Source organism: Streptomyces sp. NPDC033221 (assembly GCF_055577005.1).
On record NZ_JBVIQN010000044.1, the window covers coordinates 40,675 to 57,440 of the forward strand.

13 protein-coding genes are annotated in these 16,766 nt (G+C 69.6%); 9 read left to right on the top strand and 4 right to left on the bottom strand.

What is annotated here, in order from left to right; all coding sequences use genetic code 11:
• Positions 1 to 112: 112 nt before the first annotated feature.
• Positions 113 to 4,069, bottom strand: coding sequence for a type VII secretion protein EccCa (gene eccCa / locus ACZ53K_RS37560; protein ID WP_468846082.1), 3,957 nt, complete (start codon positions 4,067 to 4,069; stop codon positions 113 to 115).
• Between the two features lie 280 nt (positions 4,070 to 4,349).
• On the opposite strand from eccCa, the gene eccD reads away from it, so the two are divergent.
• The 6 genes from eccD (at position 4,350) to ACZ53K_RS37590 (ending at position 11,472) form a co-directional block, all read left to right on the top strand.
• Positions 4,350 to 5,825, top strand: a complete 1,476-nt coding sequence (eccD, locus tag ACZ53K_RS37565) for a type VII secretion integral membrane protein EccD (protein ID WP_468846085.1) — start codon at positions 4,350 to 4,352, stop codon at positions 5,823 to 5,825.
• Between the two features lie 197 nt (positions 5,826 to 6,022).
• Positions 6,023 to 6,310 (top strand): 30S ribosomal protein S15, encoded by a 288-nt coding sequence (gene rpsO / locus ACZ53K_RS37570; RefSeq protein WP_003982664.1) that lies wholly within the window; start codon positions 6,023 to 6,025, stop codon positions 6,308 to 6,310.
• A 300-nt stretch (positions 6,311 to 6,610) separates the two neighbouring features.
• Positions 6,611 to 8,824, top strand: coding sequence for a polyribonucleotide nucleotidyltransferase (locus ACZ53K_RS37575; RefSeq protein ID WP_468846116.1), 2,214 nt, complete (start codon positions 6,611 to 6,613; stop codon positions 8,822 to 8,824).
• On the top strand, positions 8,821 to 10,200 hold the full coding sequence (locus tag ACZ53K_RS37580; RefSeq protein ID WP_468846088.1) for a M16 family metallopeptidase: 1,380 nt from the start codon (positions 8,821 to 8,823) through the stop codon (positions 10,198 to 10,200). The genes ACZ53K_RS37575 and ACZ53K_RS37580 overlap by 4 nt, the downstream gene beginning before the upstream one ends.
• 51 nt (positions 10,201 to 10,251) lie before the next feature.
• On the top strand, positions 10,252 to 11,004 hold the full coding sequence (gene dapB, locus ACZ53K_RS37585; RefSeq protein ID WP_468846090.1) for a 4-hydroxy-tetrahydrodipicolinate reductase: 753 nt from the start codon (positions 10,252 to 10,254) through the stop codon (positions 11,002 to 11,004).
• Positions 11,005 to 11,019: 15 nt separating this feature from the next.
• Complete coding sequence (locus ACZ53K_RS37590; RefSeq protein ID WP_468846093.1) at positions 11,020 to 11,472, top strand: hypothetical protein; 453 nt, start codon at positions 11,020 to 11,022, stop codon at positions 11,470 to 11,472.
• A 91-nt stretch (positions 11,473 to 11,563) separates the two neighbouring features.
• Here ACZ53K_RS37590 and ACZ53K_RS37595 read toward each other — a convergent pair whose 3' ends face one another.
• Together ACZ53K_RS37595 and ACZ53K_RS37600 are read right to left on the bottom strand one after the other, a co-directional pair.
• The gene (locus ACZ53K_RS37595) at positions 11,564 to 12,115 is read right to left on the bottom strand and encodes a hypothetical protein (protein ID WP_468846096.1); all 552 of its coding nucleotides are present in this window, start codon (positions 12,113 to 12,115) and stop codon (positions 11,564 to 11,566) included.
• Positions 12,116 to 12,240: 125 nt separating this feature from the next.
• Positions 12,241 to 12,480 carry a hypothetical protein gene (locus ACZ53K_RS37600; protein ID WP_468846099.1) on the bottom strand — a complete coding sequence of 80 codons (240 nt, stop codon included), beginning with the start codon at positions 12,478 to 12,480 and terminating at the stop codon, positions 12,241 to 12,243.
• A 234-nt stretch (positions 12,481 to 12,714) separates the two neighbouring features.
• On the opposite strand from ACZ53K_RS37600, the gene thyX reads away from it, so the two are divergent.
• The 3 genes from thyX to ACZ53K_RS37615 all read left to right on the top strand — a co-directional run bounded on the left by thyX (position 12,715) and on the right by ACZ53K_RS37615 (position 16,408).
• A complete protein-coding gene (thyX, locus tag ACZ53K_RS37605) occupies positions 12,715 to 13,473 on the top strand; it encodes an FAD-dependent thymidylate synthase (RefSeq protein ID WP_468846102.1) in 759 nt (252 codons plus the stop codon).
• 236 nt (positions 13,474 to 13,709) lie between these two features.
• Positions 13,710 to 14,609 (top strand): 4-hydroxy-tetrahydrodipicolinate synthase, encoded by a 900-nt coding sequence (gene dapA, locus ACZ53K_RS37610; protein ID WP_468846105.1) that lies wholly within the window; start codon positions 13,710 to 13,712, stop codon positions 14,607 to 14,609.
• Between the two features lie 113 nt (positions 14,610 to 14,722).
• On the top strand, positions 14,723 to 16,408 hold the full coding sequence (locus ACZ53K_RS37615; protein WP_468846108.1) for a ribonuclease J: 1,686 nt from the start codon (positions 14,723 to 14,725) through the stop codon (positions 16,406 to 16,408).
• A gap of 175 nt (positions 16,409 to 16,583) precedes the next feature.
• Here ACZ53K_RS37615 and ACZ53K_RS37620 read toward each other — a convergent pair.
• On the bottom strand, positions 16,584 to 16,766 hold a 183-nt coding region (locus ACZ53K_RS37620), incomplete at its 5' end, for a hypothetical protein (protein ID WP_468846110.1).

A 16,766-nucleotide genomic window follows, 5' to 3' on the forward strand; every position in this document is an offset into this window, starting at 1 on the left:
CCCAAAGGAGAGGCGCCCTGACGCTTTCCATGTGCGTACGGCACGGGGCTGTGCGCACAGCACGAAGAGCTGTTGCGTACGGCGCCGAAGAGACGTCGTACGCCCCCGCCCCTCAGCCGCTGTTCGCCGGCAGCCACCCGGTCTGCACCAGCTGCGCACCGCGCTTGCGCGTGATGAAGTGCGCACGTCCCGGCGTCAGGCTGGTCGCCTTGATGTTGCCCATCAGCGGACCCTCGCCCGGGTCGCCCGACAGGATCAGACCCTGGGCACCCAGCTCCTTCGTCCGCTGCATCACGGGCTCGAAGGAGGACCGTCCCGCACCCGAGGAGCTGCGCGCCAGGATCAGGCGCAGGCCCAGGTCACGGGCGAACGGCAGGTACTCAAGCAGCGGCTGCAGCGGGTTGCCGCTGCTGGTCGCCACCAGGTCGTAGTCATCCACGATCACGAACGCGTCCGGCAGGTCGTACCAGCTGCGGTTGCGCAGCTGTTCCGGTGTGACGTCCGGTCCCGGCATCCGGCGGCCCAGTGAACCGGCCAGTCCGGAGATGACTTCCTGGAGCTGCGGCCCCGCGGCGCAGTACTTGTACAGGTGGCTCTCGGGGACCTCGCCGAGCAGCGCGCGCCGGTAGTCGGAGACCACCATGAGCGCCTTGTCGGACGGGTAGCGCTCCGCGATCTGCTTGGTGATCAGACGCAGCAGCGAGGACTTGCCGGACTCGCTCTCGCCGTAGATGACCAGCAGCGGGTCGGTCTCGAAGTCGATGAACGCCGGGGACAGCGTCGTCTCGTCGACACCGATCGCGATGCCGTGCTCCGGGTAGTCGCTGCCCTTGGGCAGGTCGCTCGCGGGCAGCAGCGTCGGCAGCATCCGCACCTTCGGGGCGGGCGCGCCCTGCCAGTGCTCCTTGACGGTGGCCACCAGGTGCGCCATGCCGTCGCTGAGGCTCTCCGCCTCCTGGACGCCGTCGATACGGGGCAGCGCCGCCAGGTAGTCCAGCTTCTCGGGGGACAGACCGCGGCCGGGGCGGCCCATCGGCACGTTCTCCGCGCGCTTGCGGTCGAACTCCGACTCCATCGGGTCGCCGAGCCGCAGCTCGACGCGGTTCAGGAGCTGGTCGCGCAGGGCGGGGCGTACCTCGGTGTAGCGGGAGGCGCCGAGGATCAGGTGGATGCCGAAGCCCAGACCGCGGCTGGCGATGTCCAGTATGACCGGGTCGAGCTGTTCGTAGTCGGTCTTGAAGGTGCCCCAGCCGTCGATGACGAGGAAGACATCGCCCCACTTCTGGTCCGGGAACGTGCCGGCGGCGCGCCGCTGGCGGTAGGTGCCCATGGAGTCGATGGAGTTGGCGCGGAAGAACTCCTCCCGCTCGTTGAGGATGCCGACGACCTCGGCGACCGTACGGCGGACCTTCTCCGCGTCCAGCCGGGAGGCGACGCCGCCGACGTGCGGCAGCCCCTCCATGGCCAGCATGCCGCCGCCACCGAAGTCGAGGCAGTAGAACTGCACCTCGGCCGGGGTGTGGGTGAGCGCGAAGCCCGCCATGGCGGAGCGGATCAGCGTCGACTTGCCGGACTGCGGACCACCGACGACCAGGCCGTGACCGGCGCCCGCGGAGAAGTCCAGGTACATCACGTCGCGCCGCTGCTCGAACGGCTTGTCCACGAGTGCGACCGGCACGACCAGCTTGCCGAGCGCCGTGTACTCCGGGGCGTGCACGCCCCGCTCGGGCGTGACGGCGAGCGCCGGGAGCAGCTGGTTGACGGTGGGCGACTCGTCCAGCGGCGGCAGCCACACCTGGTGCGCCGGCGGGCCCTGGCCCTGCATCCGCTGGACGATCACGTCCAGGACGGTGTCGGCCAGCGCGTCGTCCTGCTGCTGGGTGAGCGACGGCTCCTCGGCGATGATCTCCTCGACGATCGGCGCCAGCACCGGCGACGCCGTGAACGGCACCGGCATCCGGTTCGTACGGCCGCCACCGCCGCCACCGCCGGCACCCGGGCCGCGGTACGGGCCGGACACGTACGCGGCCTTGAACTGCACCATCGTCTCGGTGTCGTACTTCAGGATGCCGGAGCCCGGCACGTTGGGCAGGTGGTACGCGTCCGGCACGCCGATCGCCGTACGGGACTCGGCGGCGGAGAAGGTCCGCAGACCCAGCCGGTAGGACAGGAAGGTGTCCAGGCCGCGCAGCTTGCCCTCTTCGAGGCGCTGCGAGGCGAGCAGCATGTGCACACCCATCGAACGGCCGATCCGGCCGATCTGGATGAACATGTCGATGAAGTCCGGCTTGGCGGTCAGCAGCTCGGAGAACTCGTCGAGCACCATCACCAGCGAGGGCAGCGGGTCCAGCGGGGCGCCGGCGGCACGTGCCTTCTCGTAGTCGGTGATGTTGGCGTAGTTGCCCGCCGAACGCAGCAGCTCCTGACGGCGCTGCAGCTCACCGGTGATCGAGTCGCGCATGCGGTCGATCAGGCTGACGTCGTCGGCCAGGTTGGTGATGACCGCGGCGACGTGCGGCATCTCGGACATACCGGTGAAGGTGGCGCCACCCTTGAAGTCCGCGAGGATGAAGTTCAGCGTCTCCGAGGAGTGGGTGACCGCGAGGGCGAGCACCAGGGTGCGCAGCACCTCGGACTTGCCGGAACCGGTCGCGCCGACGCACAGGCCGTGCGGGCCCATGCCCTCCTGGGAGGCCTCCTTGATGTCGAGCATGACGGGCTGGCCGTCCTTGTCGACACCGATCGGGACCCGCAGCCGCTCGTGCAGCGTGCGCGGGCGCCAGGTGCGCGAGACGTCCACCGAACCGGCGTCGCCGATGTTCATCAGGTCCGTGAAGTCCAGGTTGGACAGCAGCGGCTCCTCGCCGTCGGCGCCCGAACCGGCCCGCAGTGGCGCGAGCTGGCGGGCCAGCGACTCCGCCTCGGAGACCGACAGGGTGTCCACGGTGCCGTTGTAGACCGCGCCGCCCGCCGACTCCAGCACCAGCTTGCCCGGCCACACCTGGATGGCCAGGCCGCCCCGGATCTCGTCCAGGTCGCCCGGTACGACCTCCAGGATCGTTACGCCCTGGAGGCCCTCGGCCCCGGCGATCACCGAGTCCATCGGCACCTCGCCGGCGTCCAGCACCACCACGACGTGCGGGGCGTCGGTGACCGGGGTGCCCTGCGGGTTGAAGCGGCCGCGGCCCTCCAGGTCGTCGGCGAGCAGTTCCTCGATCTCGCCCAGGTCACCCACGACCAGCCGGCGGGTGCCGGCGCCGTCGGTGGTCTTGTCCTGTACGTGGGGCAGCCACTTGGTCCACTCCCACTCGGCCTGCGCGCCCGGCGCGGCCACCACGGCGATGACCAGGTCCTCCGGCGAGTGCAGGGTGCACAGCTGCGCGAGGATGGCGCGCGCCGACCCGTACACGGTGTCCGGGTCGCCCGAGACCGTCAGGTGGTAGAAGGCGCGCAGCGAGACCGCGAGCGGCAGCGAGTCCAGGTGCCCGTGCTTGTCGAGGAACTCTTTCATCGCGTGCGCGGTGAGCGGTTCCAGTTCGTCGACCGGCGCGGTTTCCGGGGCCTTCAGGGGAGTGGCCAGCTGCTGCGGGCCCAGTCCCATGCGTACCTGTGCGAAGTCCGGGTCGGACGCGCGGCGTTCCCAGACCCGTTTGCCTTCGGCGACGATCGACCACAATTGACCCGGATCCGGGTGGAGGAAAAGCTGCGCGTCACGCTGTTTGCGCGCGGTGCGCCGCACTTCCTTTCGCTTCTGTGCCAGGTATTTGAGGTAATCCTGGCGCTCCTGGAGCATTTGCCCGGAAGGCCCTTGCCGGGCCTTGACGATCTGGACAATAGCCATCGCGAGGGTGGAAACCACCATCACGCCGCCCATGATCTTCATGAACGGCTGGGTGCCCATGAACAGGAAACCTGCCGAACCCGCCATGCCCATCATCGGCATGAGGTTCATCAGCATGTTGTCCTCGCCCTCGCGAGGCAGCTCCGGCGGAGCTTCGAGCGTCAACTCCTCACCGGGGATATCAGGTGGAAGCGCGCGGGGCGGGCGCTTGACGATGACAACGCTCACCGAGGCATCAGTCCTTCATGCATCTCGCAGTCTCGGACCGCCCCCGTTGGTTCGACGGTCCCCCGGACCAAGTCCATGGCCCGACGCAGGCGTTGATCCTACTGTTAACAGTCAAGTGCCGGGGCGGGTGGGGCGGCGGCCTAATTGGGGGGTACGCTGACGCCTCGCGAGCGCGCCCAAGGCCCCGTAACGACGTCCCTTATATAAGGCACGGTGGCGGCGCCCCTATATATAAGGCACGCACGCGACAAACTGCCCAACGGATAGGGGGAACCGCCAGGTGAGCACGACTACAGGCACCGGCTTCTGCCGGGTCACAGTCGCCGCGCCGGACGCACGGATCGACGTGGCACTGCCGGAGGATGTCGCACTCGTCGATATTTATCCGGAGATCCTGCGACTCTCCGGCCAGTCCCAGGCGGAGGGCGCCCCCACCGGATACCACCTGGTACGCCGGGACGGCACCGTCCTGGACGCCGGGCAGTCCCTCGCCCAGCAGCGCATCCTCGACGGCGACCTGCTCCTGCTGCGGCCGTTCGCCGAGTCGCTCCCGCTGCCGGTCTTCGACGACGTCTCGGACGCCGTCGCCTCCGCGGTCAAGCGCAACCGCAACCGGTGGAGCGACGACCTCATGAACATCGTCGGCCTCACCGCCGGCGTGCTGCTGCTCGTCATGATGGCGTTCGCCCTGTGGTTCTCGAACCCGGTCGACCGCGACATGCACCGGCTGCCCGGCATCATCGCGGGCGTCACCGGCATCGTCCTGGTCGCCCTGTCCGGCGTACGGGCCCGGGTCTACGACGACCATGCCTCGTCCATCGCGCTGGGCCTGGCCGCACTGCCGCACCTGCTGCTCGCCGGCTCCGGGATCATGCCGACCGCCGCCGGCGAGGGTCCGGGGCGTCTCCAGTTCCTGGTCGGCTGCGTGACCGTACTGATCGCGTCGGTGCTCCTGGTGGTGCTGCTGCCGCGCGGCGACGCGCCCTTCGTGGCCGCGGCCTTCCTGGCCAGCATCGGCACCCTCGCGGTGTTCGCCTCCATCCTCACCGAGGCCGAGCCGCGCGAGGTCGCCGCGGTCACCGCCATCGTCGCCATTGCCGTCGTCGCCTGGCTGCCCGGCCTGTCCTCGCGCTTCGCCAGGCTGCCCATCGGCTACAAGTCGCCCGATCAGATCGCCGCCGGACCGCACAACGACGGCGAGCAGGCCGCGACGACCGAGTCGGTCGACTTCGTCAAGATCGGCAACCAGGCCAAGCGCGGCCACGAGCTGCTGCTCGGCCTGGTCGCGGGCTGCTCCGCGCTGGTCGTCGGCGCCGCCGGCGTCGTCCTCGGCTTCTCCGACAACAGCTGGGCGCAGCTGCTGGCGCTGGCCGCGGGCATCACCGTCATGCTGCGGGCCCGGCTCTTCGACTACACCGCGCAGGTCGCCTGCCTGACGATCGCCGGCATCCTGACGATCGTGCTGCTCATCCTGGGCGTCGCGCTGCACCCGCCGATCGACATCCTCACCGACCTCGCGCGCTTCGGTGACTCCGGCCCGCTCAACATCCGTACGGTCTGGTTCTCCAGCAGCATCGCGGCCGGCGCCGCGCTCCTGGTCGGAGTGGGTCTGATCGTCCCGCGCAAGGGCGTCACCCCCTTCTGGGGCCGCGTCTTCGACATCTTCGACGGCGTCGTCCTGCTGTCGCTGGTGCCGCTGTGCCTGGCGGTACTGGACGTGTACGGCACCGTACGCGGCCTGACCGGCTCCTCGTAGGGGCCGCGAAAAGCTCCTCGTACGGGTGACCCGCCCACAACAGGGGGTCACCCGTCCGCACGGCCCTCCGACCACCCGGTCGGGGGGCTGTTTTCAGCTGGTACTCTGGGTGACGGCCTTCGCTGAGTCATCCAAGATCCCCTGTGAAGCAAATCCAGGGGCGCTCGCGGGCCCGATGGATCCCTAGAGGAGTACGCGTGTCGCTCGACGCCGCCACGAAGAAGCAGATCATGGCCGAGTTCGCCACCAAGGAGGGCGACACCGGCTCCCCCGAGGTCCAGGTCGCGATGCTGTCCCGCCGCATCTCGGACCTGACCGAGCACCTCAAGGTCCACAAGCACGACCACCACTCGCGCCGTGGTCTGCTGCTCCTGGTCGGCCAGCGTCGCCGCCTGCTGCAGTACCTGGCGAAGAAGGACATCACGCGCTTCCGCGCGCTGGTCGAGCGCCTGGGCATCCGCCGCGGTGCGGCGGGCGCCAAGTAGGACGACGTGAAGGGAGCGGTTCCCACACCCGGGGGCCGCTCCCTTTGCCGTACGCACCGGACGTTCGGTCCACTGCCTGGTGGACCGGAGCTTTGTAGTCTGGTCCCATAACGCCATAGCGAAGAGGTGGAGCGCCTTTCAGCCGCCGGTCCTCGGTAGTGGCCCCCGGAAGGCGCGCGGACGAACCGCGCGACCCCGTATCCGGGTGCTTCGATCGAAGACCGGCCCGCAACCCCGGCGCTCCACCGACGAAGGTCCACCGCCACACGGGCGGTGGACGCAGACGAGGAGATATCCCTGGTGGAGAACGAGACCCACTACGCCGAAGCCGTCATCGACAACGGCTCCTTCGGCACCCGCACCATCCGCTTCGAGACGGGCCGCCTGGCCAAGCAGGCCGCCGGCTCCGCCGTCGCGTACCTGGACGACGACACCATGGTGCTGTCGGCCACCAGCGCGTCCAAGACGCCCAAGGACCAGCTCGACTTCTTCCCCCTGACGGTGGACGTCGAAGAGCGCATGTACGCGGCCGGCAAGATCCCCGGCTCCTTCTTCCGCCGTGAGGGCCGGCCCTCCGAGGACGCGGTCCTCACCTGCCGCCTGATCGACCGGCCGCTGCGCCCCTCCTTCAAGAAGGGCCTGCGCAACGAGATCCAGATCGTCGAGACGATCATGGCCCTCAACCCCGACCACCTCTACGACGTGGTCGCCATCAACGCCGCCTCCTGCTCCACGCAGCTGGCCGGCCTGCCCTTCTCCGGCCCGATCGGCGGCACCCGTGTCGCGCTGATCAACGGCCAGTGGGTCGCCTTCCCGACCCACACCGAGCTGGAGAACGCGGTCTTCGACATGGTCGTGGCCGGCCGGGTCCTCCCGGACGGCGACGTCGCGATCATGATGGTCGAGGCCGAGGCCACCGAGAAGACCATCCAGCTGGTCAAGGACGGCGCCGAGGCCCCCACCGAGGAGGTCGTCGCCGCCGGTCTGGAGGCCGCCAAGCCCTTCATCAAGGCGCTGTGCAAGGCCCAGTCGGACCTGGCCGCCAAGGCCGCGAAGCCGGTCGGCGAGTTCCCGGTCTTCCTCGACTTCCAGGACGACGTCCTGGAGGCGCTGACCGCCGCCGTCAAGGGCGAGCTGTCCCAGGCGCTGACCATCGCGGGCAAGCAGGACCGCGAGGCCGAGCTGGACCGCGTCAAGGCCGTGGCCGCCGAAAAGCTGCTGCCGCAGTTCGAGGGCCGCGAGAAGGAGATCTCCGCCGCCTACCGCGCGCTGACCAAGTCCCTCGTGCGTGAGCGCGTCATCAAGGACAAGGTCCGCATCGACGGCCGTGGCGTGACGGACATCCGTACGCTCGCCGCCGAGGTCGAGGCGATCCCGCGGGTGCACGGCTCGGCGCTGTTCGAGCGTGGCGAGACCCAGATCCTGGGCGTCACCACCCTGAACATGCTCCGCATGGAGCAGCAGCTGGACACCCTCTCCCCGGTGACCCGCAAGCGCTACATGCACAACTACAACTTCCCGCCGTACTCGGTCGGTGAGACCGGCCGCGTGGGCTCGCCCAAGCGCCGCGAGATCGGCCACGGCGCGCTCGCCGAGCGCGCCATCGTGCCGGTGCTGCCGACACGCGAGGAGTTCCCGTACGCCATCCGCCAGGTCTCCGAGGCGCTGGGCTCCAACGGCTCCACCTCGATGGGCTCGGTCTGCGCCTCGACGATGTCGCTGCTGAACGCCGGTGTGCCGCTCAAGGCCCCGGTCGCCGGTATCGCCATGGGCCTGATCTCCCAGGAGATCGACGGCAAGACGCACTACGTCGCCCTCACCGACATCCTCGGTGCGGAGGACGCGTTCGGCGACATGGACTTCAAGGTCGCCGGTACGAAGCAGTTCGTCACCGCCCTGCAGCTGGACACCAAGCTGGACGGCATCCCGGCGTCCGTGCTGGCCGCGGCCCTCAAGCAGGCCCGCGACGCCCGTCTGCACATCCTCGACGTGATGAACGAGGCGATCGACGTTCCGGACGAGATGTCCCCGAACGCGCCGCGCATCATCACCGTCAAGATCCCGGTGGACAAGATCGGTGAGGTTATCGGCCCCAAGGGCAAGATGATCAACCAGATCCAGGAGGACACCGGCGCCGACATCACGATCGAGGACGACGGCACCATCTACATCGGTGCCGCCGACGGCCCGGCCGCCGAGGCCGCCCGCGCCACGATCAACGGCATCGCCAACCCGACCATGCCGGAGGTCGGCGAGCGCTACCTGGGTACGGTCGTCAAGACCACCACCTTCGGTGCGTTCGTCTCCCTGCTCCCGGGCAAGGACGGTCTGCTGCACATCTCGCAGATCCGCAAGCTGGCCGGCGGCAAGCGCGTCGAGAACGTCGAGGACGTGCTCGCCGTGGGCTCCAAGGTCCAGGTGGAGATCGCCGAGATCGACCAGCGCGGCAAGCTGTCGCTGGCCCCGGTCATCGAGGGCGAAGACGACGAGGCGAAGGACGACGCCGCCAAGTGACGTCCCGTAGCTCACGGACGACGGCCCGCACCTCTTCGGAGGGGCGGGCCGTCGCCCGTACCCAAACGCTTCTCAAGGGGACGGGCGGCGCCGGCACGGTCCGCAAGACGGTCCTGCCCGGCGGCCTGCGCGTCGTCACCGAGACCCTGCCCTCCGTCCGCTCCGTCACCTTCGGCATCTGGGCCAACGTCGGCTCCCGCGACGAGACCCCCTCGCTGAACGGCGCCACCCACTACCTGGAACACCTGCTCTTCAAGGGCACCAGGAAGCGCAGCGCGCTCGACATCTCCGCCGCCATCGACGAGGTCGGCGGCGAGATGAACGCGTTCACGGCGAAGGAGTACACCTGCTATTACGCGCGGGTGCTGGACACCGACCTGCCGCTCGCCATCGACGTGGTCTGCGACATGCTGACCGGCTCGCTCATCGAGTCCGCCGACGTCGACGCCGAGCGCGGCGTGATCCTCGAAGAGATCGCGATGACCGAGGACGACCCGGGCGACTGCGTGCACGATCTGTTCGCGCACACCATGCTCGGTGACACGCCCCTCGGCCGCCCGGTCCTGGGCTCCGTCGACACGGTCAACGACCTCACCCCCGAGCGCATCCGCCGCTTCTACAAGAAGCACTACGACCCGACCCGCCTGGTCGTCGCCGCCGCCGGCAACGTCGACCACGCCAAGGTCGTCCGCATGGTCCGCGCCGCCTTCGAGAAGGCCGGTGCCCTCGGCCGTACGGACGCCACCCCGGTGGCCCCGCGCGACGGCTCCCGCACCCTCCGCACGGCGGGCCGCGTGGAGGTGCTCAACCGCAGGTCCGAGCAGGCCCACGTGATCCTCGGCGTCCCGGGCCTGGCCCGGACCGACGACCGCCGCTGGGCCATGGGCGTCCTGAACACCGCCCTCGGCGGCGGCATGAGCTCCCGTCTCTTCCAGGAGGTACGGGAGAAGCGCGGCCTGGCCTACAGCGTGTACTCGTACACCTCCGGATACGCCGACTGCGGCCTGTTCGGCGTGTACGCGGGCTGCCGCCCGAACCAGGTCGACGACGTCCTGAAGATCTGCCGCGACCAGCTCGACCAGGTCGCGGCCGAAGGCCTCACCGACGACGAGATCCGCCGCGCGATCGGGCAGCTGCGCGGTTCGACGGTGCTCGGCCTGGAGGACACCGGCGCGCTGATGAACCGCATCGGCAAGAGCGAGCTGTGCTGGGGCGCCCAGATGTCGGTCGACGACATGCTGGCCCGGATAGCGGCGGTCACCCCGGACGAGGTACGGGAACTCGCCCGCGATGTACTGGGACAGCGTCCGTCGCTGTCCGTCATCGGCCCGCTGAAGGACCGGCAGGCGGCCCGGCTGCACGACGCGGTCGCCTGACCGTCCGTACCGGCGTACCCACGGGTACAGGAAAAGAGAGAGCGGGAAACGATGAGCAAGCTGCGCGTGGCCGTACTGGGCGCCAAGGGCCGCATCGGCTCCGAGGCCGTACGGGCCGTCGAGGCCGCCGAGGACATGGAACTGGTCGCGGCCCTCGGCCGGGGCGACAAGCTGGCGGCGCTGACCGAGGCCGGTGCCCAGGTCGCGGTCGAGCTGACCCACCCCGACGCGGTCATGGAGAACCTGGAGTTCTGCGTCGGCAACGGCATCCACGGCGTCGTCGGCACCACCGGCTGGACCGAGGAGCGCCTCGGGCAGCTGCGCACCTGGCTGGACGCGTCGCCCCGCACGGGCGTGCTCATCGCCCCGAACTTCTCCATCGGCGCGGTACTGACCATGCGGTTCGCGCAGCAGGCGGCCCGGTTCTTCGAATCGGCCGAGGTCATCGAGCTGCACCACCCGAACAAGGCGGACGCCCCCTCGGGCACCGCGGCCCGCACGGCCAAGCTGATCGCCGAGGCCCGCGCCGCGGCGGACTGCCCGCCGCAGCCGGACGCCACGAGCAGCGCGCTGGACGGCGCCCGCGGCGCGGACGTGGACGGCATCCCCGTCCACTCCGTACGGCTGCGGGGCCTCCTGGCCCACCAGGAGGTGCTGCTCGGCGGAGTGGGGGAGACCCTCACCATCCGCCACGACTCGCTCCACCACAGCAGCTTCATGCCGGGCATCCTGCTCGGCGCGCGCCGCGTGGTGACCACTCCCGGCCTGACCATGGGCCTGGAGAACTTCCTCGACCTGGACTGACGGGCAGAACCGACCGTGCGAGCAAAGATCACCTACTGCGTCCTCGCGGCGATCCTGGTCGTCTACTTCGTCCTCGTCGGCAGCCGCGGCGTCCTGCTCATCGAGCAGGGCACCGTGCTGACCGTCGCGTTCGGCGTCGCCGTCCTGATCCTGCCGTTCATCGGACTGTGGTTCCTCTGGCACACCACCCAGTTCGCCCGCAAGGCCGGCCGCCTCGCGCGCGAGCTGGAGGCCGAGGGCGGGCTGCCGGTCGACGAGCTGAAGCGCACCCCGGGCGGCCGCATCGACCGGGACTCCGCCGACGAGGTCTTCGACCGGCGGCGCGCCGAGACCGAGCGGGCGCCGGAGGACTGGCGCACCTGGTTCCGGCTGGCGGTCGCCTACCACGACGCGCGGGACACCCCGCGGGCCCGTAAGGCGATGCAGCGGGCCATCGCCCTGCATGAGGGCAAGCCCGTACGGGCCTGAAACGAGAAAGCCCGTACGGGTTCGAACCGTACGGGCACGAGCGTCCACCGGGGCCGGTTCCGATCCAGGAGCCGGCCCCGTTCGGCGTCCGCTACCGGTGGTACTCCGCCGCCCACGCCTCCAGCACGTCAGCGGCCAGCTCGAACGCCTCGGGGCGGGCCAGGAAGTCCCCGTTGTGGTCCGTGACGAGTGTCCGCAGCGAGGCGCCGCCCCGGCGGTCGACGACCAGCGCCTGGCCCTGCACCGTGCGCGGCAGGCCCAGCCAGCGCACCGGCCGCTGGACGGTACGGACGGCGGCGACCTCGCTCCAGCGCAGCGTCGTCGTGCGCAGCAGCTCCACCTGTCGCAGACCGTGGGCGCTCACCCACACCCCCACCCGCAGGAAGCGCAGCGCGAGCGCGATGATCAGGACGGCCATGCCGGTGCAGATGGCGGCGGCGGGCAGCGCGCCCGCGGCGACGATGATCACCGTGGACAGCAGCACGAACGAGGCCAGCAGCAGAAGGACGGCCGCCGCCCCCACCCGTCCGGGACCCGGACGGTAGGGACGGCGCCAGTGGTCGCGCCCCGCGTGGGGCAGCGGGCCGGCTTCGGCGGCCTGGTCGTCGAGGTCGCGGTCGGCCGTCAGGATGGTCAAGGGCACGGCGGGTCCTCACTCCAGGCACGCAGACGAAGGCTGTGACCGGTGAGGTTATCGAGACTTACGTGCCGGAACCACTCCGTGCCGGGCGGCACGCGCGGCGAACGCACGTGGGCCGCCCGGCCGGATCAGCGGCCGTGCGACGCCTCGGACTGGTGCGTGCCGACGCCACCGGTCTCCTGCTGGAGCGCCGGGACGCCGAGCGCCAGGGCCCCGGCGAGACCGCCGACGACCATCAGGCCGATCAGCGACCGGCCCGCGAGCTGGGCACGACTGACGCGTTCTCGGGGCGGGGGCGCGACATTGCTGCGGAACCGGTCTGCCTCGGCGACAAAGGCGAACGGCACTGGCTCTCGCCGGCGGAACATGAGCGGGCTCTCCTTGGAACCTCGAAGTGGGCACTGTCACAGGGTTAGACGACTGTCGCGTCCGTTTGGTGCCCGTTTTCTGCAAGTTCTGTGAAAAAAATCAACCACAGGACGAGCCGGGCGCAACAGAGTCCGTTTTTGTACGGTACGCGGTATCCCGTCGCATTCCCCGGACTGTCGGTGGCGGGCCGTAGGCTGGGGCGCGCCACGAGGAATGAACGGAAGGAACCGTCGGTGTCCCCTACCCCCGCCGAGAGCATCGAAAGCTCCGAAGGCACAGCCCCCAGCTTCCGGAGCGAGGTGACGGTCGAGCTGGTCAAGCACAGCGCCGCGGACAGTGACGTGCTGTGGGCGGCCCGTGTCTCCACCGCGGGCGAGCAGTCGCTGGAGGAGCTGCAGAAGGACCCGGAGCGCTCCAAGGGCCTGATCAACTACCTGATGCGGGACCGGCACGGCAGCCCCTTCGAGCACAACTCGATGACCTTCTTCATCAGCGCGCCGATCTTCGTCTTCCGTGAGTTCATGCGGCACCGCGTCGGCTGGTCGTACAACGAGGAGTCCGGCCGCTACCGCCAGCTGGAGCCGACCTTCTACGTCCCCTCCGAGTCCCGCAAGCTGGTCCAGCAGGGCCGCCCCGGCAAGTACGAGTTCGTCGAGGGCACCCCCGAGCAGCACGCGCTCACCGGCAAGGTCATGGAGGACTCCTACCGCCGGGCGTACGAGGCGTACCAGGAGATGCTGGCCGCCGGCGTCGCCCGCGAGGTCGCCCGCGCGGTCCTGCCGGTCGGTCTGTTCTCGTCCATGTACGCGACCTGCAACGCCCGTTCGCTGATGCACTTCCTCGGCCTGCGTACGCAGCACGAGCTGGCGGCGGTGCCGTCCTTCCCGCAGCGCGAGATCGAGATGGTCGGCGAGCAGATGGAGGCCCACTGGGCCCGGCTGATGCCGCTGACCTACGCCGCGTTCAACGCCAACGGCCGTATCGCCCCGTAAGGCCCCGCGCCCGGCGGCGGCGCGCCGGACCGGTGTGCGGACCGGCCGCCGCCCGCCGGAGCCGTAGCGGACCGCACAGACGTGCCCAGTGTCCGTATTGCGGCATTTTGGGAAGTTCATCTACGCTGAAGAAACGGACCCGGCACTGCTTGAACCCCCGAGCAAGCAGTGCCGGAGTCCACATCCCGGCTCCCCAGGGGCGCGACCCGAGGTGAGCTACGAGTAGCGTGGTGCCCATGGCTCCGACTTCCACACCGCAGACCCCCTTCGGGCGGGTGCTGACCGCCATGGTCACGCCGTTCACGGCGGATGGCGCTCTCGATCTCGACGGCGCGCAGCAGCTCGCCGCGCACCTCGTGGACTCCGGCAACGACGGTCTCATCGTCAACGGCACCACCGGTGAGTCCCCGACCACCAGCGATGCGGAGAAAGCCCAGCTGGTACGGGCCGTGGTGGATGCGGTCGGAGACCGGGCCTTCGTCGTCGCCGGAGCCGGCACCAACGACACCGATCACAGTCTGCAGCTGGCCCGCGCCGCGCGCGACGCCGGCGCGCACGGCCTGCTCGCCGTCACGCCGTACTACAGCAAGCCCCCGCAGGAAGGTCTCTTCCGGCACTTCACCGCCATCGCGGACGCCACCGACCTGCCGGTCATGCTCTACGACATCCCCGGCCGCAGCGGTGTCCCGATCAACACCGAGACCATGGTGCGCCTTGTCGAGCACCCGCGCATCGTCGCCAACAAGGACGCCAAGGGCGACCTCGGCCGCGCCAGCTGGGCCATCGCCCGCTCCAACCTCGCGTGGTACAGCGGCGACGACATGCTCAACCTCCCGCTGCTGTCCGTCGGCGCCGTCGGCTTCGTCTCGGTCGTCGGCCACGTCGTGACGCCGGAGCTGCGCGCCCTGCTCGACGCCCACCTGCACGGCGACGTCACCAAGGCCACCGAGATCCACCAGAAGCTGCTGCCCGTCTTCACCGGCATGTTCCGCACCCAGGGTGTCATCACGACCAAGGCCGCGCTCGGCCTCCAGGGCCTGCCCGCCGGGCCGCTGCGCCTGCCGCTGGTGGAACTGTCCGCCGAGGAGACCGAACAGCTCAAGCGCGATCTCGCCGCCGGCGGGGTACAGCTGTAACCACAGACTTCACAACTGAACACGGAAAACAACCGCCAAACCGCAAGTGCACGAATGTCATGCGCGCCACGTGTGCCCCAGGGCGACGTGGCGCGTGTGGTGAGGAGAGTCTTTTGAGTCATCCGCATCCTGAGCTCGGCGCGCCGCCGAAGCTCCCCAAGGGCGGCCTGCGCGTCACCCCCCTCGGCGGCCTGGGTGAGATCGGCCGCAACATGACGGTCTTCGAATACGGCGGCCGGTTGCTGATCGTCGACTGCGGAGTGCTTTTCCCGGAGGAGGAGCAGCCCGGAATCGACCTGATCCTCCCGGACTTCTCGTCCATCAGGGACCGCCTCGACGACATCGACGGCATCGTGCTCACGCACGGCCACGAGGACCACATCGGCGGTGTCCCCTACCTCCTGCGCGAGAAGCCGGACATTCCGCTGATCGGCTCCAAGCTGACCCTCGCCCTCATCGAGGCGAAGCTCCAGGAGCACCGCATCCGGCCGTACACGCTGGAGGTCAAGGAAGGTGACACGGAGGGCATCGGCCCCTTCGACTGCGAGTTCGTCGCCGTCAACCACTCCATCCCGGACGCCCTCGCGGTCGCCATCCGCACCCCCGCAGGCATGGTCGTGCACACCGGCGACTTCAAGATGGACCAGCTCCCGCTGGACCGCCGCCTGACCGACCTCCCGAAGTTCGCGAGGCTGGGCGAGGAGGGCATCGACCTCCTGCTGTCCGACTCCACGAACGCCGAGGTCCCGGGCTTCGTCCCGCCCGAGCGCGACATCTCCAACGTGCTGCGCACGGTCTTCGCGAGCGCCCAGAAGCGCATCATCGTGGCCAGCTTCGCCAGCCACGTGCACCGCATCCAGCAGATCCTGGACGCGGCGCACGAGTACGGCCGGCGGGTCGCCTTCGTCGGCCGCTCGATGGTCCGCAACATGGGCATCGCCCGCGAGCTGGGCTACCTGAAGGTCCCGGCCGGGCTGGTCGTCGACGTCAAGACCCTCGACGACCTGCCGGACGACGAGGTCGTGCTGGTCTGCACGGGGTCCCAGGGCGAGCCGATGGCGGCCCTGTCCCGGATGGCCAACCGGGACCACCAGATCCGCATCGTCCCGGGCGACACGGTGATCCTCGCGTCGTCGCTGATCCCCGGCAACGAGAACGCGGTCTACCGCGTCATCAACGGCCTGACCCGCTGGGGCGCCAACGTCGTCCACAAGGGCAACGCCAAGGTGCACGTCTCGGGCCACGCGTCGGCCGGCGAGCTGCTGTACTTCTACAACATCTGCAAGCCGAAGAACCTGATGCCGGTGCACGGCGAATGGCGCCACCTGCGCGCCAACGCCGAACTGGGCGCGCTGACCGGCGTCCCCAAGGACCGGATCGTCATCGCCGAGGACGGCGTGGTCGTCGACCTGGTCAAGGGCGTCGCCAAGATCGTCGGCAAGGTCCAGGCTGGGTATGTGTACGTCGACGGCCTCTCGGTCGGCGATGTCACCGAGTCGTCCCTCAAGGACCGCCGCATCCTCGGTGACGAGGGCATCATCTCGGTGTTCCTGGTCGTGGACTCCAGCACGGGCAAGATCGTCGGCGGCCCGCACATCCAGGCCCGTGGCTCGGGCATCGACGACGCGGACTTCGCCGCCGTGATGCCGAAGGTCGACGAGATCCTCGCCAAGGCCGCCCAGGACGGCGTCGCGGAGCCGCACCAGCTCCAGCAGCTGGTCCGCCGGGCCATCGGCAAGTGGGTCTCCGACAACTTCCGCCGGCGCCCGATGATCCTCCCGGTCGTCGTCGAGGTCTGATCCCTCGGGGCACGCCTGCACAGGTACGGGGAGCGGGGCAACCGGATTTGCATCCGGGCGCCCCGCTCCAGTACGTTTACGTCTCCGCCTGAACGGGAACCCGGTACGCCTGAGCGTTCCGAGGCTGACCGCGAAGCGGCGGAATTCCGGCCCAGAGCAATCTGATAAAGTCGGATCAGCCGAAAGGCAAACCCCTCCGACAAACATCGGAAACGAATTCAGCCCGGAAACGGACTGCGGATCGGATCTGATAGAGTCGGAAAGGCCGGAAAGCGAAAGCCGGACGGCCGCCCCGCTCCAGCAGGGAGCCGGAAACGGAAAGCGGAAACGCCGAACGGATCTGGTAAGGTTGGAACCG

Bases quoted from the DNA above. Each gene is read 5' to 3' on its own strand.
- dapB (WP_468846090.1), top strand. From the start codon at position 10,252: ATGAGCAAGCTGCGCGTGGCCGTACTGGGCGCCAAGGGCCGCATCGGC.
- dapA (WP_468846105.1), top strand. From the start codon at position 13,710: ATGGCTCCGACTTCCACACCGCAGACCCCCTTCGGGCGGGTGCTGACC.
- ACZ53K_RS37600 (WP_468846099.1), bottom strand. From the start codon at position 12,480: ATGTTCCGCCGGCGAGAGCCAGTGCCGTTCGCCTTTGTCGCCGAGGCA.